The sequence below is a fragment of the Phyllobacterium sp. P30BS-XVII genome (assembly GCF_014138335.1).
GTDB classification, from domain to species: Bacteria; Pseudomonadota; Alphaproteobacteria; order Rhizobiales; family Rhizobiaceae; genus Phyllobacterium; species Phyllobacterium meliloti.
The window spans coordinates 254,615-277,793 of sequence record NZ_JACGXO010000002.1 but is presented as its reverse complement, the minus strand read 5'-3'; the positions used below and the strand labels follow the sequence as shown (position 1 = coordinate 277,793).

The following is a 23,179-nucleotide window of genomic DNA, read 5'->3' as shown; positions in this document are numbered from 1 at the left end:
AATAAAGAGGTATCAACCGATTGTTTTCGTTAGCAAGCTTGGAAGTATCGGACAGCGCGTACTTTATTTGCCGTCCGATGCCACGAGTTATTCAGCTGCAGCTTTCTTGGGTGTTACTTCGGCGGCGTAATCATTCATGAGGTTGATGGCGATTTCGCCCACCGTGAAGCGATAAGGCCCAATCTCCGAAACAGGCGTCACTTCCGCTGCAGTGCCGGTCAGGAAACATTGTTCAAAACCTTCAAGCTCTTCCGGCATGATCACCCGCTCAACGACTTCATAGCCGCGACGCTTGGCCAGATCGATAACCGTGCGACGCGTGATCCCATCAAGGAAGCAATCGGGCTTTGGTGTATGAATAACGCCGTCCTTGACGAAGAATACGTTCGCGCCAGTGGCCTCAGCCACCTGACCGCGCCAGTCGAGCATCAGCGCATCCGCATAGCCCTTGGCTTCAGCCGCGTGCTTGGAGATCGTGCAGATCATGTAAAGACCTGCGGCCTTTGACTTCGATGGTGCAGTCTTTGGGTCCGGGCGGCGATATTCGGCCATATCAAGGCGAATACCCTTGAGTTTCTGCGCAGGATCGAAATAGCTCGGCCACTGCCAGATGGCGATCGCCACATTGATCTTGTTGTTCTGCGCCGAAACACCCATCGACTCGCTGCCGCGCCAGGCGATCGGACGCACATAGGCATCCTGAAAACCCTGCATCGCAAGAAGCTTGCGGCAGGCATCATTCAACTCTTCGACGGAGTATGGGACCGTGAAGCCAAGAATCTTCGCCGATTCGTGCAGACGCTCAGTGTGTTCGTTAAGCTTGAAGATTTCGCCGCCATAGGCGCGCTCACCTTCAAAGACCGAGCTTGCATAATGCAGGCCATGAGTCAGCACATGAACCTTAGCATCTGCCCAGCGAACGAATTCGCCATTCATCCAGATGTAACCTTCAAGCTGATCAAATGGTACGGATGCCATGTTTTCCTCCAGGCGTTTGATTCCTGATCATTGGACGGGTTTGAGACGACGCCAATTGTTCCCGTTTCACAATTGGTGAACCGTGGCTCCTCACAGCGCCGCATGTTCGTTAAACATGCAAAGGACGCTGTTCATTTCAAATAGACGCCTAATCCCTCGCGGGATTATGCGAACAGCAATAGGCGTTTCGATGAGGAAAATGTCCCAGAAACACTTATTGGCTTTTCGTTTCATTCAAAATGTCGCCAACAGCTTGCCAAAAATTATCAGCAGTCTAAAATTAAGTCAACAAGACTGACATATTATTCGGCGACACATGAATGAGAGCGGGAGCCCTGTATGAAATCTTATACACCAGATCGGCACATTGAGACAGCCCTGACCAAGGAGGACGCGAGCCAACTTGACCTCATCGAGCTGTTTTTCTTTGCCTATCGCGACTTCACTGCCGACCCGGATCTGATTCTGGAAAAGCTGGCTTTTGGTCGTGCCCATCACCGCGTTCTCTACTTCATCAACCGCAAGCCCGGTATGACCGTGGCGGAATTGCTTGATGTACTGCAAATTACCAAGCAAAGTCTGGCAAGGGTGCTCAAGCAATTGATTGATACGGACCACGTCGTGCAGATACCGGGGCCACGCGACCGGCGGCAGCGGGAACTGTATCCCACCATGAAGGGCCGGGAACTTGCACTTGAACTTGCAGCACCGCAATCACGCCGCATTGGCAGTGCATTGGAGCAAATCGGTCTGACTGACCGGACGGTGATCGAGCATTTCCTCAAGGCGATGGTCAATCCCAGCCAATGGCAACAGATCGACAGCCTGCCACAGGCAGGATAGTTTAGGCCGGATCGGGACGTCCGGGGACCAGGGACGGGCGTAAATGCCCGGAGAGAGAAGGAACGACATTAGTGAGTGAAGAACTTCCGCTTTCAGACGATGCGCCACACCTGCTCATTGTCGACGACGACACCCGAATTCGCAACCTGCTGTCACAATATCTGACAGGCAGCGGCTTTCGTATTACGGTGGCTGCCAATGCGGACGAAGCCCGGCGCAAGCTGGCCGGCATTGATTATGATCTCCTGATCCTCGACGTGATGATGCCCGGCGAAAGCGGCGTGGCCCTCACCCAGTCGCTGCGTGAGGAAAAGAACGTTCCCATTTTGATGCTGACCGCCCTTTCCGAAACGGACAGCCGGATCACAGGCCTTGAAGCGGGTGCGGATGATTATCTGCCAAAGCCGTTTGACCCGCGCGAGCTGATCTTGCGTATCAACAATATTCTGCGTCGTGGTGCGCCAGCATCACAGGCCAAGATCGAGCAGATCGTTTTCGGTCCCTATACCTTCGTGATCGCCAAGCGCGAACTGAAGCGTTCGGGCGAATTGATCCGCCTGACCGACCGCGAACAGGACATTATGGCGATCTTCGCTGCCCGTGCTGGCGAAACCGTGCCCCGGCACGAGTTAACAGGTCAGGAAGGCGATGTTGGCGAGCGGACAATTGACGTGCAGATCAACCGCCTTCGCCGCAAGATTGAAAATGATCCGGCCAATCCAGTTTGGTTGCAGACGGTACGCGGCGTCGGCTATAAATTGAGCGTGGAATAGAGTCCGGATCAACAAATCCGGACGGAATAACCAATGCGCGAGCGGGCACTGATCATATGGCACAAACGGACAGTGCAAAACGCGCATTGGCAGTCAGGCAGCGGCATTGGCGGCGCAGGCGCAGCACGCTGCTCGGCCCATGGCGGAAATTTTCCCGCTGGCTGGCGCAATGGATGCCGAAAAGGCTCTATGCGCGCTCGCTGATCATTATCATTGCACCCATGGTGCTGTTGCAGTCAGTCATCGCCTTCGTGTTCATGGAGCGGTACTGGCAGACCGTGACGCAGCGTCTCTCTACGGCCGTGGTGCGCGATATTTCAGGCATTATCGATGTGATGGACACCTACCCGCAGGACCCGGGTTATGAAAATCTCATCCGCATTGCCCGCGAGAAACTGTCGCTCAGCATTTCGATCCTGCCGCCCGATCCCCTGCCCGCACCCGGTCCAAAGCCGTTTTTCTCCATTCTGGACGAGCCGCTAAGCGCCGAGATCACCAAGCAGATCAACCGGCCTTTCTGGATTGACACGATTGGCGATTCCGACCTCGTTGAAATCCGTATTCAACTGGAAGGCAAGGTCCTGCGGGTTTTTGCCCGCCGCAGTCAGGCCTATGCCTCAAACACCCTGATCCTGCTCGTCTGGATGTCCGGTTCGGCGCTGGTGCTGCTTGCCATCGCCATTCTCTTCCTGCGCAACCAGATCAAACCCATCCAGCAACTTGCTGCCGCCGCCGACAGTTTCGGTAAAGGACGCGCCACACCGCCCGACTTCAAGCCACGCGGAGCCGAAGAAGTGCGCCGGGCCGGTGCTGCGTTCATTGTCATGCGCGAGCGCATCGAGCGCCAGATCGAGCAGCGCACCACCATGCTCAGCGGCGTCAGCCACGATCTGCGCACCATCCTCACGCGCTTCAAGCTGCAACTCGCGCTTGTCGGCCACAAGGTCGATACGGATGCCATGGAGCAGGATATCGAGGACATGCAGTCCATGCTGGAAGGCTATCTCGCCTTTGCCCGCAGCGAGGCGGAGGAAGAGACAGGGACATTCAATCTCGAGCGCCTTTTTGCCAAGTTGAAGGAAGAAGGCGCCCTTTTGGAACGCGGCTTCAAATCGAGCATTCGCGGCGAGCCGGAAATTCAGGTTCGCCCCAATGCCTTCTCGCGCCTGATCTCCAATCTGGTCTCGAACTCATTCCGTTACGCCAAGAATGTCGTAGTCAACGCCGATCACCGCGACGGCTGGTTGAGCATAACCATTGATGATGACGGTTCGGGAATCCCGAAGGACATGCGCGACGAGGTGTTCAAACCATTCTTCCGGCTTGACGAAGCACGCAATCAGGATGCCAGCGGAACCGGGTTGGGGCTTGCGATTGCACTGGACATCGCCCGCAGCCATGGCGGCGATATCACCCTTGATGAAAGCCCCATGGGCGGTCTGCGTGCTGTGGTGCGCATCCCGGCCTGATTATCGAAGAGAGTCGCCTGAAGTCGCTGAAAAGGCTGCACACGCAGCTTAAAACAGCTTTCCGCCATTCGGAACCGGCTTGCTGATGGCGGCAAGTACAACACCGCCCTCCTCATCCGGGAAGCCAAGCGTCAGCACTTCCGACATGAATGGGCCGATCTGGCGCGGCGGGAAATTGACCACCGCCATCACCTGACGGCCTTTCAGCTCGTCCAGTGCATGGTGCTTGGTGATCTGCGCCGAAGACTTCTTGATGCCGATTTCAGGGCCGAAATCGATCTTGAGCTTGAAGGCTGGCTTACGCGCCTCAGGGAAGGTTTCTGCCTCGACAATAGTGCCGACGCGGATATCCACTTTCTCGAAATCGTCAAAACTGATGGTCATCAGGCCAACTCAAATTGATAGGATCAGGCCGAACCGACCGTCTCGAACAGGATGCTATCGAGCGATTCCCGTGCTGTCGAGCCTGACCAGACAACAAACTGGAACGCCTGAAAATAGGTCTCACAGGCATCGAGCGCGCTGGACAGGAGAACTTCCACCTGCTTGCTCGTTGGCTCGGCACCGCCCGATAGAAGCAGGGACTGGCGATACATGACCGCGCCTTCCTGCCGCCACAGATCGAAATGGCCCATCAGCAACTGTTCGTTGATCAGCGACAGCAGTCGCATCACTTCATTGACGCGCGGCTCGCTAACCGCGATGTCAAAGGCGCAGGCAAGATGCAGCGCCTCAAAATCTTCCATCCACGAGAAGGAAATCTGGTAGTCCGTCCAGTTTCCCTCGACCGTAATCGCGATTTCATCGTCCCCGGTGCGCTCGAAAGCCCATTCATTGGCATGGGCAACATGTTCAATCACATCGACCGGATGCAAATCACGCGCAATCTCTATTTCCAGAAGGCTCATCGCCACTACCTGCTCAATCGAATCTCATCTGACGCTGCGGGAACACAGCGCACCCACCCAAAGGACACACAACGCTTGAAAACTCACCGGCAGGCAGAACGCACCAGCCGGACCACGGATATGAACTTGTTACCCGCTGCATGACCATCGAAACGAATCATGCTGTAATTTCAGTGTATTGATGCTGAGTCCGAGCGCCAGCCCCCTTTGGCCCAAATGGCGCGAATGGGTGTGGACAGAAGTTCCGAAAATGATTCACGAGCAGCCTTTAACTGACTCTAAGAAAACGATTTTCGGCGATTTCCACCTGTTGATAATTTGTTAAGATTTATTTTGGGGACAGCGCATTGGAACGCCGAAATACAGCAAAAAGCCCTGTGGTAACGGTCCTGCCAACCACCGGTTTTGTCAAAGGTGATTCATCGGCGCAAAAAACAGCCCATCCGGATCAAGACGAACAGGCATTCATCGGAGCCGTCGACAGGTAATTTTTGCCTCTGTCAGATATTCGTCACATCGTCGATACGCAGGCCACCTAGACTATCAGTCGGTTTCATCCAAAAGGAGACGGCAATGTCCACAGAACCGAATGCGACAGTAACCGCTACCCAGAAAAACGACGATGGTCAGTGGTATTATGTCATCACGATTGACGACGAAGCGGGCGACAAAGTCGGCCCTTTCGAGACCGAAGAAGAAGCAATTGCAGCCGGTGAAGAAGAACTGGCCGATAGCGCCGAAGCCTGATCCGTCCGAATGATAAAAAGCCCCGCAATTGCGGGGCTTTTTATTTGATCCTAGACGAAACGATTACGCGTCAGTCTTTTTTGGCACGGGTGCCGGATGCTGCAGGTTTCGCCGACTTGGCCGCATCGCCACTGGATTTGTCTTTGCTGCCAACCAGCGCTTCAAGCGCTTCAATGCGGGCGAGCAGCGCCGTGTTTTCGGCACGGGCGCGGATAGCCATTTCACGCACGGCTTCGAAATCCTCGCGCTGCACCACATCCATGGTGTTAAGCAGCCGCTCGGCCTGCCCACGGAATGCAGTCTCAACTTCGCGGCGAACACCCTGCGCTGCACCGGCGGCGTCGGTCACGAGCTTGGCCAGTTCATCAAGAACGCGGTTTGATCCATTGGTCATGGCAGATACCTCTGTTGCTTTCCCAATCAAATAATCGCCGCGGCGGGCGATTGCAAGCGAAGGTCATAATTGCACAAATGTTACCGGATAGGCGTCTTGACGCTGTTCCTGCCCTCGCGCATGGTCCGCGCCGATAAACCATGCTGATTACGGAGTGCCTATTGTGAGCGAAATTCTTGTCCCGACGATGGCCGCGATCGCATTTCCCAACATCGATCCGGTGATCTTTTCCATCGGGCCATTCTCCGTACACTGGTATGGACTAGGCTATGTGGTCGGCATTCTCTTCGCATGGTGGTATGGCAAGAGGCTCATCAGCAAACCGCGCCTGTGGGCCAACAACACGCCGCCAATGAAGCCCAATGACCTTGATGACTTTGTTCTCTGGGCCGCCCTTGGCGTGGTTCTGGGCGGGCGCATCGGTTACATCCTGTTTTACGATCTTGCCCGCTACCTCCATAACCCGCTTGATATTTTCAAAGTCTGGGAAGGCGGCATGTCCTTCCATGGCGGGCTCCTTGGCACCACACTCGCCATGATCCTGTTTGCCCGCTCGCGCAGGATCAACGTTTTCAGCATGATCGACACCATCGCGGCGGGCGTACCCGTCGGGCTTGGTCTTGTCCGCGTTGCCAATTTCATCAACGGTGAACTTTGGGGCCGCATGACCGATGTGCCGTGGGGTATGATTTTCCCGACAGGCGGCCCTTTTGTTCGCCATCCAAGCCAGCTTTATGAGGCAGCGCTTGAAGGCATTGTTCTCTTCACCACGCTCGCTTTGCTGATTTTCTATGGCCGCAAGCTGAAAAGCCCGCGCTTTATCGGCGGCGCCTTCATCACCGGTTATGGCCTGTCGCGCATTTTTGTCGAATTCTTCCGCGAGCCTGACGCACAGCTTGGCTATCTCTATGGCGGCTGGCTGACAATGGGCATGATCCTTTCAATCCCTATGGTGCTCATTGGTGTCTGGGCGCTTCTCACAGCCCGCAACCCGGAAGTTTCCACCGGGCGATGAAGCTGAAACAGCGCATTATCAGACAGATCGAGCTGGGGGGACCAATCAGCGTTGCCGACTATATGGCGATGTGTCTGTTCGACAAGGATGCGGGCTATTACACCACGCGCGAGCCATTTGGCCGCGAAGGTGATTTCATCACCGCCCCAGAAGTAAGCCAGATGTTCGGCGAGCTTATCGGTGTCTGGTGCGTTGGTGCCTGGCAGGCGCTGGAATCGCCAGCCGAATTCATCCTGTGTGAGATTGGCCCCGGACGCGGGACATTGATGAAGGATATATTGCGCGCGGCTTCAAAGCTTGCGCCGGATTTCATTAAGGCAGCGCAGATCCATATGGTCGAGATCAGCCCGCGCCTGACCCAAATCCAGAAGGAAACGCTCGATACATCCGGGTTTGAAATTCAGTGGCATGAACAGTTCTGCGACCTGCCATCCGGGCCGCTTGTGCTTGTCGCCAACGAGCTGTTTGACGCCATTCCCATCAGGCAATATGTGAAAGCTGGCGGGCGTTTCGTTGACCGTACGGTCACAGTCGATGCAACAGGCGATCTTGCTTTCGCAGCTGGCTCGGGATCAATCGACACAGCGCTTCTACCTGCCAATCATGCCACTGCTCCCGACGGAACTGTTTTCGAGATTGCCCCGGCCCGCAGCGCGCTGATGCAGGAGATTGCCGAGCGCGTGAACCGCGAACGGGGCGCTGCCCTCCTGATAGATTACGGCCATCTGCAACAGGGTTTTGGTGATACGCTGCAGGCGCTCCACCGCCATAAATCCGTTAATGTGTTTGATGAGCCCGGCGAGGCTGACCTGACCACCCATGTCGATTTCGCCATGCTTGATAAAGCCGCCCGTTCCGAGGACTGCAAGACCAACGCCATGACCCAGGGCGATTTCCTGATCGCCATGGGATTGCTTGACCGTGCTGGCGCCTTCGGCAACGGGAAATCCGCCGATTTTCAACACCAGATTCGCGCCGATGTCGAACGTTTGGCAAGCCCCGCTCAGATGGGCACGCTGTTCAAGGTGCTTTGCGTTACAGACCCGGCCACATATTTGTTTCCATTTGAATCCATAGACGGAAGCAATTGACTTCGCGTCGCTGCTCCACCACCATCCGCAGCCTTGAGAAAGAGCAATCCGGTATGATCACGTCCGAAAAACCAGTAGCGTTGCAGTCTTCCCTGCTGGGGTCCCCCGAGAAAGATCGAATCGCTCACGGGTTTTTTACCCGTATAGGCGGTGTTTCCACCGGCATCTATGCCGGGCTCAATGTCGGCAGCGGTTCCAATGACAATCAGGACCATGTGACCGAAAATCGCCGCCGGGTGGCCCAATCTCTGGGTTGCGAGCTTGCACGGCTTGTCACTGTTCATCAGGTACATTCGCCCGATGTCATCACCATAACCGGCCCATTCAACGGCGAACGGCCCAAGGCTGACGCCATGGTGACGACCACTCCCGGCATCGTCATCGGTGCCCTGTCTGCCGATTGCGGCCCGATCCTGTTTGCCGACAGGAACGCCAAGGTTATCGGTGCAGCTCATGCGGGCTGGCGCGGCGCCATCGGCGGTGTGCTCGAAAACACCATCGATGCGATGATTGCCCTTGGCGCAAAGCGTGACAACATTCAGGCTGTACTCGGCCCGACAATCGGCCCTGACAATTACGAGGTGGGCGCGGAATTTTACGATCAGTTCACCGGAACCGATCCATCCAATGCCCGTTTCTTCCGCGACTCTATCAAGGAAGACCACAAGATGTTTGACCTGTGGGCTTTCATCACGACCCGACTGCAGAACGCGGGTGTGAACGCCGCGGCGCTGCAAAAATGCACCTATGCCGAAGAGGACCAGTTCTTCTCCTATCGGCGCACCACCCACCGTAAGGAACCGGACTATGGTCGCCAGATCTCGGCGATCACAATTCTGGAGGAATAGGGTCCGGACCCGTTAATATGATCGAAATGGCGCCTGAAACGGCAAGACGATGCGAGGAGAGATGTGAAGGGCGGGGCTTTTCCCCCGGCCGAGCGGCTCGACACTGCAGCTTGCAGCCGTTTCGGCGTCCAGAGGATATGGTCTTTTCGCCCGGCTATTGCGTCGCAAAGGCTTGAAAATGAACCACATTGCCATCGCCTTTGCTCCTTGTATCCGAACGAAAAGCCCCATACCATTTCGACCAAATTAACGAGTCTGGACCCTAAATCATGGCCCTTCATTTCGAGCCCGAGGAATTTGCCGCACGCCGCGACCGCCTGATGATGGTAATGGCAGAGCAGAAGCTCGACGCCATGTTGCTGTTTGCGCAGGAAAGCATGTACTGGCTGACAGGCTATGACACGTTCGGCTTCTGCTTTTTCCAGTGCCTCGTCGTCAAATCCGATGGCAGCCATGTGTTGATGACCCGTTCCGCCGATTTGCGCCAGGCACGTCAGACCTCGAATATCGAAAATATCGTGATCTGGGCGGATCGCGACAATGCCAATCCGGCGGCGGATTTGCGCGAACTTCTCAATGATCTCGATTTGCTCGGCAAACGGATCGGCGTTGAATACCAGACCCATGGCCTGACCGCCGCCAATGGCCGCAAGCTTGACGAACAGCTCGCCGCCTTTGGCCAGATCGTTGACGCATCCGGTCTTGTCGACAAGCTGCGTGTGCTGAAAAGCCCCGCTGAAATTGTCTATGCGCGCAAAGCAGCAGAACTTGGCGATGAGGCACTCAATGCGGCCTTGAAGCTGATCAAGGCAGGCGCTGATGAAGGTGCCATTTTGGCCGCCATGCAGGGCGCGATTTTCGCCGGGGGCGGCGATTATCCAGCCAACGAATTTATCATCGGTTCGGGTGAGGACGCACTCCTCTGCCGTTACAAGGCCGGACGACGCAAACTGACGAAGAACGACCAGCTGACGCTGGAATGGGCTGGCGTCTATCGCCATTATCATGCGGCGGCAATGCGCACCGTCTTAACCGGCAAGGCTTCGAAGCGTCATCTTGAGCTTTATGATGCCGCCCGTGAGGCACTTGAAGCCGTCGAAGAGGCCATGACACCGGCTTCGACCTTCGGCGATGTATTCGACGCCCATTCCCGCGTGATGGAGGCTCACGACCTGACACGCCACCGGCTCAACGCTTGCGGTTATTCACAGGGCGCACGGTTTACGCCCTCATGGATGGACATGCCGATGTTCTATTCCGGCAATCCGGAGCGGATACAGCCCGATATGACGCTGTTTGCCCATATGATCATCATGGATTCTGACAGCGGCACAGCCATGACACTGGGCCGGACCTACCTTACAACCAACGGCGCAGCCGAGCCACTTTCACGCCAACCTCTTGACTTGATCGTAAAATAAAACTTTTGTCAGCTTTCGTTTTTTCGAGATGGCACGCATATGGCTCATGATGGGGTTCTACCAAAGATGATGTCTCGCAAATCATTGACCTATATCTGCGTGGCGCTGGCGGCTCTTGGCCTCAGCGCCTGCAACAGCGCCGAAACACCGATCGCCGTCACAAAGAGCGATCTTCCGGCTGCCCAAGGCACGGCAACGCCGGGTACCATTACACCGGGCACCAATCCGGCGACGACAACCATGACAACGCCAACAGCCACGGCAACAGTTCAGCCCGGAACAACGGTACCGGCGGCGGGTGCCACCGTAGCATCAGGAGCAGCGCAACCGGGCGTTTCGCGCACGGCAAAGCTGCGTTTTGCCCCCATCGTCGGCGCGCCGATCACCGCGGCAACCCCGCTCTCGCAGCGCCTGTCGGCACTCGCCAAAGCCAAGGGCATTGTTCTGGGCACCGCTGCCGATACGGATAATACGCACATCATGAAGGGCTATTTCTCTGCCCTGCCCGATGGCAACCAGACGACAATCATCTATGTCTGGGACGTGCTCGATCCGGCTGGAACACGATTGCACCGCATACAGGGACAGGAAGTTGTTCCCGGTAATGGGACCGATCCGTGGAGCACCGTGCCACCAAAGGTTATGGAATCAATCGCCGATAAGGCCATCGATGGTTATCTGAAGTGGGTAAACGGCACCAAGACGTGACATATTTACGCGTTTGACCCGATATTAGCGAGGAACTGTGCATGAATCTGCCCTGCCCGCTTGCAATGTGCGTCAGGCACAGTAAAAGGCCCGCCATATCCTTCACTTGGCTGGCACCGGGGAAAATACGGGCATGAAACTATTCGCGGGCAATTCCAATCGTGTTCTCGCTGAATCTGTCGCCAAATATCTCAACATTCCGCTAGGGAAGGCAAGCGTCCGACGCTTTGCCGATCAGGAGATATTCGTAGAGATTCAGGAAAATGTCCGTGGCGAAGATGTATTCGTCATGCAGTCGACATCCTTCCCGGCAAATGATCACCTGATGGAACTGCTCATCATGATCGATGCCTTCCGCCGTTCCTCGGCAAAGCGCATCACCGCAGTCCTTCCCTATTTCGGCTATGCCCGTCAGGACCGAAAAGCCGGTCCACGCACTCCGATTTCCGCCAAGCTGGTTGCCAATCTGATCACCGAGGCCGGTGCAAACCGCGTGCTGACGCTTGATCTGCATGCCGGTCAGATTCAGGGCTTCTTCGATATTCCGACCGATAATCTCTATGCCGTTCCCGTTATCGCCAGTGATGTACGCGCCCATTACGGCACGTCGAACGTCATGGTCGTATCGCCTGACGTCGGCGGTGTGGTCCGTGCCCGCTCGCTGGCCAAGCGCATCGATGCGCAGCTCGCCATTGTCGATAAGCGCCGCGATCGTCCGGGCGAGTCTGAAGTCATGAATGTTATCGGCGATGTCGCTGGCAAAGATTGCCTGCTGTTCGACGATATCGTTGATTCCGGCGGCACGCTCTGCAATGCAGCTGAAGCGCTGCTTGCCAAGGGCGCGACCAGCGTCACTGCCTATATTACTCACGGCGTACTATCAGGCGGCGCTGTTGCCCGTATCACCGGCTCGAAGCTGAAGGAACTGGTAATCACCGATTCCATCCAGCCAACGCCTGCCATTGAATCCGCACATAATATCCGCGTCCTGTCGATTTCCGATTTGATCGGCGAAGCGGTTTCGCGCACAGCGGCGGAAGAGTCGGTATCCAGCCTGTTCGACTAAGCGAGCCGGATCAGGATTCCGGCGAGCGCCGCAAGTCCGAGAACAACAAGCAGATTGATCCGCAAGGCAATCAGAGCGATCGCTGCACCCAGCGCGATGGCTGAGGCTGCCCAATCGAATGCGGACAAATTCAGGACTGGCAGGTGCAGCGGGCCGAACATCGTCTCCTGAAACGTGCCAAACAGCACATGCAGCCCAAACCAGACGGCAAGATTGGCGATAACACCAACGACGGCGGCGGTTATCGCGGCGAGTGACGCCTTGAGCCAGCCGACGTGGCGCAAACGCTCGACAAACGGCGCACCGGCAAAAATCCACAGAAAGCACGGCGCGAAGGTGAACCACAGTGCTGTCAGTCCGCCCAGCAGTCCGCCGGTGAGCGGGTCAAACCCTGATAGCCGCGCCCCACCGACAAAGCCGACAAAAGCCAGCACCAGAATGAGTGGTCCCGGCGTTGTCTCGGCCAGACCAAGTCCCGTCAACATTTCATCGGGTTTCAGCCAGCCATAATAGTCAACCGCCTGTTGCGCCACATAGGCGAGGACCGCATAGGCACCGCCAAAGGTGACGACGGCCATTTTGGAGAAAAACGCCGCCTGTGCGGCAAAGACATTGGCCTGCCCAAGAGCAAACAGTAGGATGGCAAGCGGCCCAAGCCAGAGCACTGTCCAGACAACGGCAGATTGGAGCGCGCCACGGGCAGCGGGTTCTATCGCCGAATGGTCAGGCAAGGAAGGCGATGATGTATGGGTCAGACGATAACGCAGAAATCCGAAGAGACCGGCAATCAGGATAACCAGAGGAAATGGCAGCTTGATCAGGGCAATGGCGATGAAGGCGCAGATGGCAATGCCATAGGCGGCATAGTCGGTCAGAGCCCGTTTTCCAACCTTGATCACCGCTTCAAGCACGATCGCCAGAACGGCGGCTTTGAGACCGAAGAGCAGCCCTTCCACCAAGGGGACATGACCGAAACTGACATAAAGCGCCGACAGCACGAGCATCACACATGCACCCGGCAGGATGAACAGGAGCCCGGCGATGACACCACCCTTCACACCATGAAACAGCCAGCCGAGATAGGTGGCAAGCTGCATGGCTTCAGGGCCGGGCAACAGCATGCAGAAATTCAACGCATGCAGGAATCGTTCCTCGCTGATCCATTTCTTTTCATCGACCAGTACGCGGTGCATCATGGCAATCTGTCCGGCCGGGCCGCCAAAGGACAAAAGACCAATTTTCCCAAATGTATAAAAAGCTTCCCGCACCTCGATTTTTTGCGGTTCCAGCGCTATTGTCCCAGCCATCGCCTGCCCTTGTTCTGCCAAGCTGCGGTAAACAGCGCCCATGACAATGGGATGACAGACTTTCACGGCGCCTTGGTCAAGCAACAAACTTGCACATGGCGTTTGTTTCCGTTATAGAGCCGCCATCCGCGTAGACACCCTTGGAGGCAACGCGGAATGGGGCGGTCGTTTCATCCGGTTCCGGATGACCATGCGACCGCTTCATGTTTTTTGGGCCATCCTTGCGGATAAACCGGAAAACACTCCAGATTTGAACCTCGAAAGGAAATGCCATGAGCGAAGCATACGAGCTCAAGGCCGAGGCGCGCGAACGGGTTGGTAAGGGGTCCTCCCGGGAAATTCGCCGCAACGGTAAAGTGCCAGCAGTCATCTATGGTGACAAGCAGGCACCAATCTCGATTACCCTCGACTATAAGACACTGTACTACAAGATTCACGGCGGCGGCTTCAAGACGACGATCGCGAACATCCAGCTGGATGGTAAGACCATTCAGGTCCTTCCAAAGGACTACCAGCTTGATCCGATCAGCGACAAGCCTGTGCATGTGGACTTCCTGCGCGTGTCGGCAAAGTCGGTTGTGAACGTGAACGTTCCTGTTCACTTCCTCAACGAAGAACTGTCCCCAGGCATCAAGCGCGGCGGCGTTCTCAACATCGTTCGTCACGATGTTGAACTGCATGCCCCGGCAAATGCAATTCCCGATGCGATCAATATCGATCTCACCGGCCTGCAGATTGGTGACTCGATCCACATTTCCGCTGTTACCCTGCCAAAGGGCGTAACATCGGTTATTCACGATCGTGACTTTACCATTGCCACGATTGCTGCTCCTGCTGTTCTCGCTGCTGAAGACGAGACCGTTGAAGCTGCGGTTGAAACAACTGAAACGGCAGAAAAAGAAGGCGAGTAATCGTCTCTATTGGGAGCTTTGGTACCATGCTGCTCATCGCAGGTCTTGGCAATCCTGGCTCCCAATATGCTGCAAACCGGCACAATATCGGTTTCATGGCGGCGGATGAAATACACCGTCGCCATCGTTTTTCTCCCTGGACCAAAAAATTCCAGGCACTGATCGCCGATGGTGTTATCGACGGCGAAAAGATCATCCTGATCAAGCCCCAGACCTTCATGAATCTATCAGGCCAGTCCGTTGGTGAAGCCATGCGCTTCTTCAAGCTGGAACTCGGCGATCTCGTCGTCATCTATGATGAACTGGATCTGCCGCCGGGCAAGCTGCGCGTGAAAACGGGCGGCGGTTCAGGCGGTCATAATGGCATTAAGTCCATCGACGCCCATTGCGGCAAGGACTATAGGCGCATTCGCCTCGGCATTGGCCATCCCGGTGTCAAGGAGATGGTGACAAATCATGTTCTCGGCAATTTCGCCAAGGCTGATGGCGAATGGATCGAGCCGCTGCTTGGCGCTATTGCTGACAATGTGGCTCTCCTTGCCAAGAAGGACGACGCCGGCTTCATGAACCGTGTGGCGGTGGCCACCGGCAGCGGAAACAGGCCGGAGCGGGACAAAGAACCAAATCCGGTTGCAAAACCATCCGGTCAAAGCCATATCCGGCAGGCGCGTCAGGCAAAACCAAATATCAACATTCCAAAACCCGGCCCGATGGCCGACATGCTGAACAAGCTCTTCGGCAAGAAAGAATAAGGATCGCAGATTATGGGTTTCAAATGCGGCATCGTTGGCCTGCCCAATGTCGGTAAGTCGACGCTCTTCAACGCCCTGACCAAGACAGCCGCCGCACAGGCTGCGAATTATCCGTTCTGCACAATCGAGCCGAACACCGGCGAAGTTGCTGTGCCTGATCCGCGTTTGCAGGCCATCGCCAAAATAGGCAAATCGGCCAATATCGTCCCGACCCGTATCAGCTTCGTTGATATTGCCGGTCTGGTCCGCGGTGCGTCGAAGGGCGAAGGCCTTGGCAACCAGTTCCTCGCCAACATCCGTGAAGTCGATGCTGTCGTGCATGTGCTGCGCTGCTTTGAAGACGACGACATCACCCACGTTGAAGGCAGGATCGATCCTGTGTCTGATGCTGAGACAGTCGAGACCGAATTGATGCTTTCCGATCTGGATAGCCTTGAGCGCCGCATCGTGCAATTCCGTAAACGCGCTGGCGTCAAGGACAAGGAAGCGCTGACCGTTCTCCCGGTTATGGAACAGGCGCTGAGCCTCTTGCAGAGCGGTAAGCCCGTGCGCTTCATGCTCTATGGTATTGCGCCAGATGATCTTCTCATCCTGCAGGGCCTCAATCTCCTGACCTCGAAGCCGGTGCTTTATGTTTGCAACGTCGCTGAAGGCGATGCGGCAACCGGTAACGAGCACACGGAAGCCGTTGAGGAAATGGCGACTGCACAGGGTGCAGAGACAGTGACGATCTCCGCCGCCATCGAGGCAGAAGTCGCTCAGCTGCCTGACGATGAAGCCAAGGAATATCTCGATGCGATGAATCTGGATGAACCGGGCCTCGACCGTCTGATCCGCGCCGGCTACAAGCTGTTGCACCTCATCACCTATTTTACCGTGGGACCAAAAGAAGCACGTGCCTGGACAGTTGAGCGCGGCTCCAAGGCACCGCAGGCCGCTGGCGTGATCCACACGGACTTCGAGCGCGGTTTCATCCGCGCGCAGACCATCGCCTATAATGACTATGTCACGCTGGGGGGTGAAGTCCCTGCCAAGGAGGCGGGCAAGGCACGTGATGAAGGCAAGGAATATGTGGTGCAGGACGGCGATATCATGCTGTTCCGGTTTAACACATAAGGGGATTTGCCGATCTGGTGAGGCGTGGTTCATTTTCCACAAGCTGCATCAAGATTTTGCGTGGTTCGACAGGCTCACCATGAGGGAGATGGATGTGTTGCAGAACTCACTCCCTGCAACTCACCAAAATCCCTCATGGTGAGCCTGTCGAACCACGCACTATCTTGATGCAGCCCGTTGAACCACCCCACCCCATCGCACATCACTCGAAGTTTGGCTCATAACTATTCTTCCACTCTTGAACCAAACTCCCCCATGCCTAATATAGGTGGCATGAGCGAATACAATCCCCGATATGCCTATGAGGATTTCACGGTTGGTAGCGAATGGCCGCTGCCCGCGAAATCCGTCGAAGCCAGCGAAATCATCGATTTTGCCAGTCAGTTTGATCCGCAGCCCTTCCATCTCGATGAGGCAGCGGGAAAAGCCAGTATCCTTGGTGGGCTTGCCGCTTCCGGGTGGCACACGGTTTCCATGTTCATGCGTATGATGTGCGATGCTTATCTGCTTGACTCCACGTCGCAGGGTGCTCCGGGTATAGATTTTGCCAAATGGAAAAAGCCTGTCCTTGCGGGTGATACGTTAACCGGCAAGAGCACGGTGCTGGAGCGGCGTATATCGAAATCCAAACCGTCACTTGGTTTTGTTGTGCTGCACCACGCGATCTTCAATCAACATGGCGACGTGGTCTGCGAATTGCAGAATACCGGCATGTTCACATTGCGGGAGCCTGCCGCATCATGAGTGCAGCTCTTGAAGCATTGATCGGTATCGAAAGAGACCTCGGCACCCACACATTCACCGCCGAAGAGATTGTCACCTTTGCCCGGAAATACGATCCGCAACGCTTTCATGTTGATCCGGAGGCGGCAAAAAATAGCAATTTTGGCGCGCTCTGCGCCTCCGGCTGGCACACGACGGCCATGTGGATGCGCCTGAATGTGGAAGACATGAAGGGTCAGATCAAGGCGGCCATGCAGCGCGGTGAAAAGCCACCGCAATTCGGCCCCTCGCCCGGTTTTGAAGACCTGAAATGGCTGAAACCCGTTTATGTCGGCGACACGATCCGTTTTACCCGCACGCTGACAGGTTTCCGTGAACTGCAATCGCGGCGCGGTTGGGCCATGATGCAGATGTCATCGGCCGCCTATAATCAGAACGAGCAGAAGGTTCTGGAGTTCAACAGCGCCGCGCTGATTCTTTTGCCGGAATAAGCAGCCGTAGAAGCTCGTCAGTGGCCTTCATAGGCGACGAGCGTACGAACGTTGACGCCGAGCGCCTCGAGCTTCCTGCGGCCGCCAAGGTCAGGCAGATCAATGATGAAACAGGCGCTGACAATATCGGCGCCCATCTGCTGCAACAATTTCACAGCGGCCTCGGCTGTGCCGCCCGTCGCGATCAGGTCATCGACCAGAATAACTTTCTCACCCGGCACGATGGCATCGCGATGCATTTCCATTTCGTCAACGCCATACTCAAGACTATAGGCAATGCGCACCGTATCATGCGGCAGCTTGCCCTTCTTGCGGATCGGCACGAAACCGGAGGAAAGCTGGTGAGCCATGGCACCACCGATGATAAATCCCCGTGCTTCGACACCGGCAACCTTGTCGACCTTGCCGCCCGCATAGGGATGAACCAGTTCATCGATGGCCCGGCGGAAAGCCCGCGCATTGCCTAGCAAAGTCGTGATATCGCGAAACATGATACCCGGTTTGGGATAATCGGGAATATTACGAATGGCATCCATCAGCGTTTGTTTCAGCGTAGAATCCATGTCGTTGCTCCTTCGTGCCTTCCGGGCATCAAGGTCCAGTCTAATGGACCCCGCCCACAAAAGAAAAGGGCGCATAGCGCCCTTTCCGGATCAGATATATCGGATCGATCAATGTTCGATATCGGCCCAGATACGGCGCTTGGCCACATAGAGCAGACCAGCAAACAGAACGAGGAAGATCATGACGCGGAAGCCGGTCTTCTTGCGTTCTTCCAGATGCGGCTCAGCGGCCCACATCAGAAACGCCGAAACGTCTTGTGAATACTGCACCAGCGTCTGCGGCGAACCATCATCATAGGTCACCTGACCATCCTGCAACGGTGCAGCCATGGCCAATGACTTGGCGGCAATGAAGTAAGGGTTGTAGTGCGTTCCCTCAGGAATCTTCATGCCTTCTGGTGGCGTCTGGTTAAAGCCAGTTAGCAGCGCGTGGATATAATCCGGTCCGCCTTCCTGATACTGGCCCCAAACGATGTCGATCAGGAACTGCGGAAAGCCGCGCTCGACGGAACGAGCCTTGGCAATCAGCGAGAAGTCGGGCGGAGCAGCACCATTATTCGCGGCAGCAGCAGCCTGCGCATTGGCAAAAGGTGATGGGAAATAATCCGCTGGGATTGCCTTGCGGGTGAACATCTCACCTTCCGCATTCGGGCCGTCCTGCACTTCATATTCCGCAGCAAATGCCTTGACCTGCGCTTCCGTGTAACCAAGCTCGGTGAGCGAGCGGAATGGCACCAGCTTCATTGAATGGCAAGCGGAGCAGACTTCCTTGTAGATCTTCAGACCGCGCTGCAGCTGCTGCTTGTCGTAATGACCGAACGGACCGGCAAAAGTCCATTTCATCTGTTCCGGTTCTTTGATCGGAAAGTGCGTTGGCTCAGCGGCATTGTGGGCTGCTTCTTCGGCGGTTGCGACACCGCCGAAAGCCAGCATGGCACCAAGACCGGCAGCTGCGAGACCGAGGAGGATTTTTTTCATCGGAGAGTCCTTCACGTTTCTCAGCCTTTGGTTTCCGGAGCCGCTGCAACACCAGCCGGCTGACCGCCGCTCTTGGTCTTTGCAAGCACTGCTTCCGTAATCGAGTTCGGTATGCGGCGCGGTGTTTCGATCAGGCCCAGCAACGGCATGATGATGATGAAGAAGCCGAAGTAGAATGCCGTACCGAGCTGCGAGAACAGCGTGTAGAGGCCTTCCGCAGGACGCGAGCCGAGCCAGCCGAGCATGATGGCATTGGCAACGAAGATCCAGAAGAACAGCTTGTACCACGGACGGTAGACAGCCGAACGAACCTTGGATGTATCGAGCCATGGCACGATGAACAGGATCGCAATCGAGCCGAACATCGTCAGAACGCCGCCGAGCTTCGAATTGATCGGTCCAATGTTGAAGGTGATGGCGCGCAACATCGCGTAGAACGGCAGGAAGTACCATTCCGGGACAATGTGAGCCGGTGTCTTCAGCGAGTCAGCCGGGATGTAGTTATCCGGATGGCCCATGTAGTTAGGCATGTAGAACACGAAATAGGCAAAGAGGATCAGGAAGATCGACATCGCAAACGCGTCTTTGATAGTCGCATAAGGTGTGAATGCAACCGTATCCGTCTTCGACTTGACTTCGATACCGGTCGGATTGGTCTGGCCGGTCACATGCAGCGCCCAGACGTGCAGGACAACGACGCCTGCAATCATGAAGGGCAGCAGGTAGTGCAGCGAGAAGAAGCGGTTGAGCGTTGGATTATCCACGGCAAAACCACCCAGCAACAGCTGCTGGATCGGATCACCGATAACCGGGAACGCCGTAAAGAAGCCGGTGATAACGGTCGCACCCCAGAAGGACATCTGGCCCCAGGGCAGGACGTAACCCATGAAGGCTGTTGCCATCATCAGGAGAAGGATGATCACACCGAGAATCCACAGAAGCTCGCGCGGCGCCTTGTAGGAACCGTAATAAAGCCCGCGGAAAATGTGAACCCATACGGCAAGGAAGAACATGGATGCGCCGTTGGAATGCAGGTAGCGCAGAAGCCAGCCTGAATTCACGTCGCGCATGATCTTTTCAACGGAGTTGAAAGCCAGACCCGTATCAGCCGCATAATGCATGGCCAATACGACACCGGTGATGATCTGCGAAACCAGCATGATCGCCAGAATGCCACCGAAGGCATAGGCGTAATTGAGATTGCGCGGAACTGGATAGGCAACGAATGAATCATAGATCAGACGCGGCAACGGCAGTCGCGCATCGACCCATTTTTCGATACCTGTGTTCGGCGTATAGGATGAATGTCCACCGCTCATGTCGTGTCTCCCCCTGGAACCTTAGCCGATCTTGATGACGGTGTCGGAAATGAATGAAAGTGGCGGGACAGGCAGATTTTCCGGTGCGGGACCGGAACGAATGCGTCCAGCGGTATCATATTGCGAGCCGTGGCATGGGCAGAACCAGCCGCCAAAATCGCCCTGCTGTCCGAGCGGGATGCAACCAAGATGGGTGCAGACACCGATCATGACCAGCCAGTTTTCCTTGCCCTTGCCAGCGCCGCGATCCGCGTCGGTGGCCTGAGCATCACTCGGCAGATTGGCGTTGCGTGCAATCGGGTCCTTGAGCTGGCTCAACTGAACATTGGCCGCATCCTCGACTTCCTTCGGCGTACGATTGCGAATGAAAACGGGCTTGCCGCGCCATTTGACCGTCAGGGACATGCCCGGTGTCAGCGCTGAAACATCAACTTCAATGGACGAGACTGCCAGCGTGGATGCGTCCGGTCTCATCTGGTCGATAAAGGGCCAGGCAAAGGCTCCCACACCGACCACACCGGCCATACCTGTCGCAATATAGAGGAAGTCACGCCGTGTCGGCTCGGTCGTATCGTGTGCGCTCACGGGGCCTGTTCCTTTCCGAATAACAACGCCGCAGGAGAGTCCACTTTGTCACTAGAATAGACGACTGGCCCACAAAATGAGCCGCGCGGATTCCCCAGCATATTGCGTGGTTTCTAAGCATGTCGCAGGAGCTTGTCCAGCCTGACAGAGGCACAAGGGCAGGATGTCGCAGGGATAAGTCGCCACACCTTTTCCACTCTTTGGCCATGAATCTGTTCGGCTTTTGCTGACGATGTCACGCCCGGCCGATAAAGCCGCCCGATTGGCGCGCCCAAAGTCCCGCATAGAGGCCATTGGCGGCAATGAGTTCCTCATGGGTGCCACTCTCGACAATGCGCCCTTCATCCATAACCACCAATCGGTCCAGTGCGGCTATGGTGGAGAGGCGATGCGCGATGGCAATGACTGTTTTGCCGCGCATCAACCGGTAAAGATTGTCTTGGATCGCTGCTTCCACTTCCGAATCGAGCGCCGACGTGGCCTCATCCAGAATGAGAATCGGTGCGTCTTTCAGCATGACCCGCGCAATGGCGATACGCTGGCGCTGGCCACCCGAAAGTTTTACACCGCGTTCGCCCACATGGGCATCGAACCCCCGCCTGCCCTTGGGATCGGTCAGGGCAGCGATGAAGGTATCAGCCTGCGCGTTCTCCACCGCTTGCCGCATCATATCATCAGAGGCATCGGGCCGCCCGTAAAGGATATTATCACGTACCGAGCGATGCAGCAGCGAAGTATCCTGCGTTACCATGCCGATATGTGAGCGCAATGAGTCTTGCGTCACTCCCGCAATGTCCTGACCATCAATGAGGATTCGCCCGCCCTGCACGTCATAAAAGCGTAGCAGCAGATTGACCAATGTCGACTTGCCTGCACCGGAACGCCCGACAAGACCGACCTTTTCACCCGGAAGAACGTCAAGCGTGAGATTGTCGAAAACCGGCTTCGAACTATCATAGTGAAACTCGACATCTTCAAACTTGATAGCGCCTGCCGGGACTGTCAGCTTCGCCGCATTGGGTCTATCAACGACGGTCACTGGCCGTGCCAACAACTCCATCGAGTTCTGGATTGTACCGTAATTGCGCAGGAGACCATTGAGGTTGGCCATGGTTCGTCCCAAAAGCATACTCAGGCGCAAGACCAGACCAAGTGTGAAGGCAATGGCACCGGGCGAAATCTCAGACTTCAACCACAAATCGATGGAAACAATGGCGACCGCGCAGATCATCACACCGCTGGTTGCACCCAGCGCAATGCGGATACCACTGAGGCCTCGTGTCAGCGGAATGATCGCGTCGAGCCAGCGCTGCATGCCCTGCCGCATATAGGCATCATCACGTTCCGCACTGCCGAAGAGTTTCAGGGTCTGGATATTGCTGTAGCCATCGACCAGCCGTCCCGTGACAACGGAACTGGCTTCAGCAGTCTCCGCCGCTGCCCGGCGCACGCGCGGCAGGAAATAACGGGCGATCAGACTGAACACCAATAGCCAGACAATAACGATTGTCGCCAGCCGCCAGTCGAGATCGCCGATCAGTGCAATTGTGGTGACGCTATAGACGATGCATATCCAGATCGCCTGCAACAGCGTCATCATGAAATCGCCAACCGCCTGCCCCGTCGCCCATACCTTGGTCACGATGCGGCCTGAAAAATCATTCTGGAAAAAGGCAAGGCTCTGGCGATAGGTATGCAGATGCGCCTGCCAGCGCACCAGATTGAAGAAGCCGGGTACGACGGTCTGTTCTTCCACCAGCGCCGAGAGCGTCAGGATAATTGTGCGCGCAATTAACACGCCAGCCAGCATCAGCAGAAGCGTCGTGCCGTGATCCTGCATCAGCCCCTGCCAGCCCTTGGCAGGGTTGACCGATGCCAGAATATCGACGAGCCCGCCGAGAAACCAGAACAGCCCCGCTTCTGTCAGTGCCACCAGCCCGCCAAGTACAAGCACTGCAAAGAACGCAGCCTTGGCCTGACTTACGTAAAACCAGATGAATGGAAAAGGGCGCGAGGGCACATGATCTGCCGGCGGCACGGCATAGGGATCAATCCATGTTTCAAACAGGCGGAAAACATTTCTCATGCGGTGCAGCCTCTCCCGGTCAGACGTGCAGCGCGCGACTGAAGGAGTAGTCTTGAGTGAGTCCCCTTATCCGTCAAATTAAAGTTC

26 protein-coding genes are annotated in these 23,179 nt (G+C 56.0%); 15 read left to right on the top strand and 11 right to left on the bottom strand.

The window, feature by feature from the left end; genetic code table 11:
* Positions 1-87: 87 nt before the first annotated feature.
* Positions 88-978 carry a branched-chain amino acid aminotransferase gene (locus FHW17_RS07285; RefSeq protein WP_091877993.1) on the bottom strand — a complete coding sequence of 297 codons (891 nt, stop codon included), beginning with the start codon at positions 976-978 and terminating at the stop codon, positions 88-90.
* Positions 979-1,317: 339 nt separating this feature from the next.
* Here FHW17_RS07285 and FHW17_RS07280 point away from each other — a divergent pair, with 339 nt between their 5' ends.
* The 3 genes from FHW17_RS07280 to FHW17_RS07270 all read left to right on the top strand — a co-directional run bounded on the left by FHW17_RS07280 (position 1,318) and on the right by FHW17_RS07270 (position 4,063).
* Positions 1,318-1,821 carry a MarR family transcriptional regulator gene (locus FHW17_RS07280; RefSeq protein ID WP_182509506.1) on the top strand — a complete coding sequence of 168 codons (504 nt, stop codon included), beginning with the start codon at positions 1,318-1,320 and terminating at the stop codon, positions 1,819-1,821.
* A gap of 71 nt (positions 1,822-1,892) precedes the next feature.
* On the top strand, positions 1,893-2,594 hold the full coding sequence (locus FHW17_RS07275; protein WP_112525783.1) for a response regulator: 702 nt from the start codon (positions 1,893-1,895) through the stop codon (positions 2,592-2,594).
* A gap of 128 nt (positions 2,595-2,722) precedes the next feature.
* The gene (locus FHW17_RS07270) at positions 2,723-4,063 is read left to right on the top strand and encodes an ATP-binding protein (RefSeq protein WP_162700252.1); all 1,341 of its coding nucleotides are present in this window, start codon (positions 2,723-2,725) and stop codon (positions 4,061-4,063) included.
* A 48-nt stretch (positions 4,064-4,111) separates the two neighbouring features.
* On the opposite strand, the gene FHW17_RS07265 is transcribed toward FHW17_RS07270, so the two are convergent.
* Both FHW17_RS07265 and FHW17_RS07260 read right to left on the bottom strand, forming a co-directional pair.
* The gene (locus FHW17_RS07265) at positions 4,112-4,447 is read right to left on the bottom strand and encodes a tRNA-binding protein (protein WP_112525787.1); all 336 of its coding nucleotides are present in this window, start codon (positions 4,445-4,447) and stop codon (positions 4,112-4,114) included.
* A 23-nt stretch (positions 4,448-4,470) separates the two neighbouring features.
* Entirely contained in the window at positions 4,471-4,971 is a 501-nt protein-coding gene (locus FHW17_RS07260; RefSeq protein WP_091877999.1) for a YbjN domain-containing protein, read from the bottom strand.
* Positions 4,972-5,544: 573 nt separating this feature from the next.
* Between FHW17_RS07260 and FHW17_RS07255 the strand changes: the two genes are divergently transcribed.
* Positions 5,545-5,718, top strand: a complete 174-nt coding sequence (locus tag FHW17_RS07255; protein ID WP_162730319.1) for a hypothetical protein — start codon at positions 5,545-5,547, stop codon at positions 5,716-5,718.
* 70 nt (positions 5,719-5,788) lie between these two features.
* Here FHW17_RS07255 and FHW17_RS07250 read toward each other — a convergent pair whose 3' ends face one another.
* Positions 5,789-6,112 (bottom strand): accessory factor UbiK family protein, encoded by a 324-nt coding sequence (locus FHW17_RS07250; RefSeq protein WP_182509505.1) that lies wholly within the window; start codon positions 6,110-6,112, stop codon positions 5,789-5,791.
* Positions 6,113-6,275: 163 nt separating this feature from the next.
* Between FHW17_RS07250 and lgt the strand changes: the two genes are divergently transcribed.
* From lgt to FHW17_RS07220, 6 genes are all read left to right on the top strand, one after another.
* Entirely contained in the window at positions 6,276-7,127 is an 852-nt protein-coding gene (lgt, locus tag FHW17_RS07245; RefSeq protein ID WP_112526019.1) for a prolipoprotein diacylglyceryl transferase, read from the top strand.
* The gene (locus tag FHW17_RS07240; RefSeq protein WP_182509504.1) at positions 7,124-8,218 is read left to right on the top strand and encodes a class I SAM-dependent methyltransferase; all 1,095 of its coding nucleotides are present in this window, start codon (positions 7,124-7,126) and stop codon (positions 8,216-8,218) included. The genes lgt and FHW17_RS07240 overlap by 4 nt, the downstream gene beginning before the upstream one ends.
* Positions 8,219-8,271: 53 nt before the next feature.
* Entirely contained in the window at positions 8,272-9,066 is a 795-nt protein-coding gene (pgeF, locus tag FHW17_RS07235; RefSeq protein ID WP_113097532.1) for a peptidoglycan editing factor PgeF, read from the top strand.
* Between the two features lie 269 nt (positions 9,067-9,335).
* The gene (locus tag FHW17_RS07230; protein ID WP_182509503.1) at positions 9,336-10,487 is read left to right on the top strand and encodes a Xaa-Pro peptidase family protein; all 1,152 of its coding nucleotides are present in this window, start codon (positions 9,336-9,338) and stop codon (positions 10,485-10,487) included.
* A gap of 66 nt (positions 10,488-10,553) precedes the next feature.
* The gene (locus FHW17_RS07225) at positions 10,554-11,195 is read left to right on the top strand and encodes a hypothetical protein (protein WP_112525823.1); all 642 of its coding nucleotides are present in this window, start codon (positions 10,554-10,556) and stop codon (positions 11,193-11,195) included.
* Positions 11,196-11,328: 133 nt separating this feature from the next.
* On the top strand, positions 11,329-12,261 hold the full coding sequence (locus tag FHW17_RS07220; RefSeq protein WP_112525825.1) for a ribose-phosphate pyrophosphokinase: 933 nt from the start codon (positions 11,329-11,331) through the stop codon (positions 12,259-12,261).
* Here the strand turns inward: FHW17_RS07220 and chrA are convergent.
* Positions 12,258-13,568, bottom strand: a complete 1,311-nt coding sequence (gene chrA / locus FHW17_RS07215) for a chromate efflux transporter (RefSeq protein ID WP_112526023.1) — start codon at positions 13,566-13,568, stop codon at positions 12,258-12,260. The two genes, FHW17_RS07220 and chrA, sit on opposite strands and share 4 nt — an antisense overlap.
* A 76-nt stretch (positions 13,569-13,644) precedes the next feature.
* Positions 13,645-13,773, bottom strand: coding sequence for a hypothetical protein (locus FHW17_RS25340; RefSeq protein WP_281410736.1), 129 nt, complete (start codon positions 13,771-13,773; stop codon positions 13,645-13,647).
* A gap of 67 nt (positions 13,774-13,840) precedes the next feature.
* On the opposite strand from FHW17_RS25340, the gene FHW17_RS07210 reads away from it, so the two are divergent.
* The 5 genes from FHW17_RS07210 to FHW17_RS07190 all read left to right on the top strand — a co-directional run bounded on the left by FHW17_RS07210 (position 13,841) and on the right by FHW17_RS07190 (position 17,561).
* Entirely contained in the window at positions 13,841-14,479 is a 639-nt protein-coding gene (locus FHW17_RS07210) for a 50S ribosomal protein L25/general stress protein Ctc (protein ID WP_091878008.1), read from the top strand.
* 26 nt (positions 14,480-14,505) lie between these two features.
* The gene (gene pth / locus FHW17_RS07205) at positions 14,506-15,231 is read left to right on the top strand and encodes an aminoacyl-tRNA hydrolase (RefSeq protein ID WP_112525829.1); all 726 of its coding nucleotides are present in this window, start codon (positions 14,506-14,508) and stop codon (positions 15,229-15,231) included.
* Positions 15,232-15,243: 12 nt separating this feature from the next.
* Complete coding sequence (gene ychF / locus FHW17_RS07200; protein ID WP_112525831.1) at positions 15,244-16,347, top strand: redox-regulated ATPase YchF; 1,104 nt, start codon at positions 15,244-15,246, stop codon at positions 16,345-16,347.
* Positions 16,348-16,620: 273 nt separating this feature from the next.
* On the top strand, positions 16,621-17,091 hold the full coding sequence (locus FHW17_RS07195; protein ID WP_113096940.1) for a MaoC family dehydratase: 471 nt from the start codon (positions 16,621-16,623) through the stop codon (positions 17,089-17,091).
* Complete coding sequence (locus FHW17_RS07190; protein WP_182509502.1) at positions 17,088-17,561, top strand: MaoC family dehydratase; 474 nt, start codon at positions 17,088-17,090, stop codon at positions 17,559-17,561. Before FHW17_RS07195 ends, FHW17_RS07190 begins: the two co-directional genes overlap by 4 nt.
* Before the next feature lie 17 nt (positions 17,562-17,578).
* Here the strand turns inward: FHW17_RS07190 and FHW17_RS07185 are convergent, their stop codons facing one another.
* The 5 genes from FHW17_RS07185 to FHW17_RS07165 form a co-directional block, all read right to left on the bottom strand.
* A complete protein-coding gene (locus FHW17_RS07185; RefSeq protein WP_113096938.1) occupies positions 17,579-18,124 on the bottom strand; it encodes an adenine phosphoribosyltransferase in 546 nt (181 codons plus the stop codon).
* 108 nt (positions 18,125-18,232) lie between these two features.
* Complete coding sequence (locus FHW17_RS07180; RefSeq protein WP_182509501.1) at positions 18,233-19,102, bottom strand: cytochrome c1; 870 nt, start codon at positions 19,100-19,102, stop codon at positions 18,233-18,235.
* Positions 19,103-19,122: 20 nt separating this feature from the next.
* Positions 19,123-20,421 carry a cytochrome b N-terminal domain-containing protein gene (locus FHW17_RS07175; protein ID WP_112525837.1) on the bottom strand — a complete coding sequence of 433 codons (1,299 nt, stop codon included), beginning with the start codon at positions 20,419-20,421 and terminating at the stop codon, positions 19,123-19,125.
* A 21-nt stretch (positions 20,422-20,442) separates the two neighbouring features.
* Positions 20,443-21,006, bottom strand: a complete 564-nt coding sequence (gene petA, locus FHW17_RS07170) for a ubiquinol-cytochrome c reductase iron-sulfur subunit (protein WP_113096937.1) — start codon at positions 21,004-21,006, stop codon at positions 20,443-20,445.
* Between the two features lie 235 nt (positions 21,007-21,241).
* The gene (locus FHW17_RS07165; RefSeq protein WP_182509500.1) at positions 21,242-23,092 is read right to left on the bottom strand and encodes an ABC transporter ATP-binding protein; all 1,851 of its coding nucleotides are present in this window, start codon (positions 23,090-23,092) and stop codon (positions 21,242-21,244) included.
* Between the last annotated feature and the right edge of the window lie 87 nt (positions 23,093-23,179).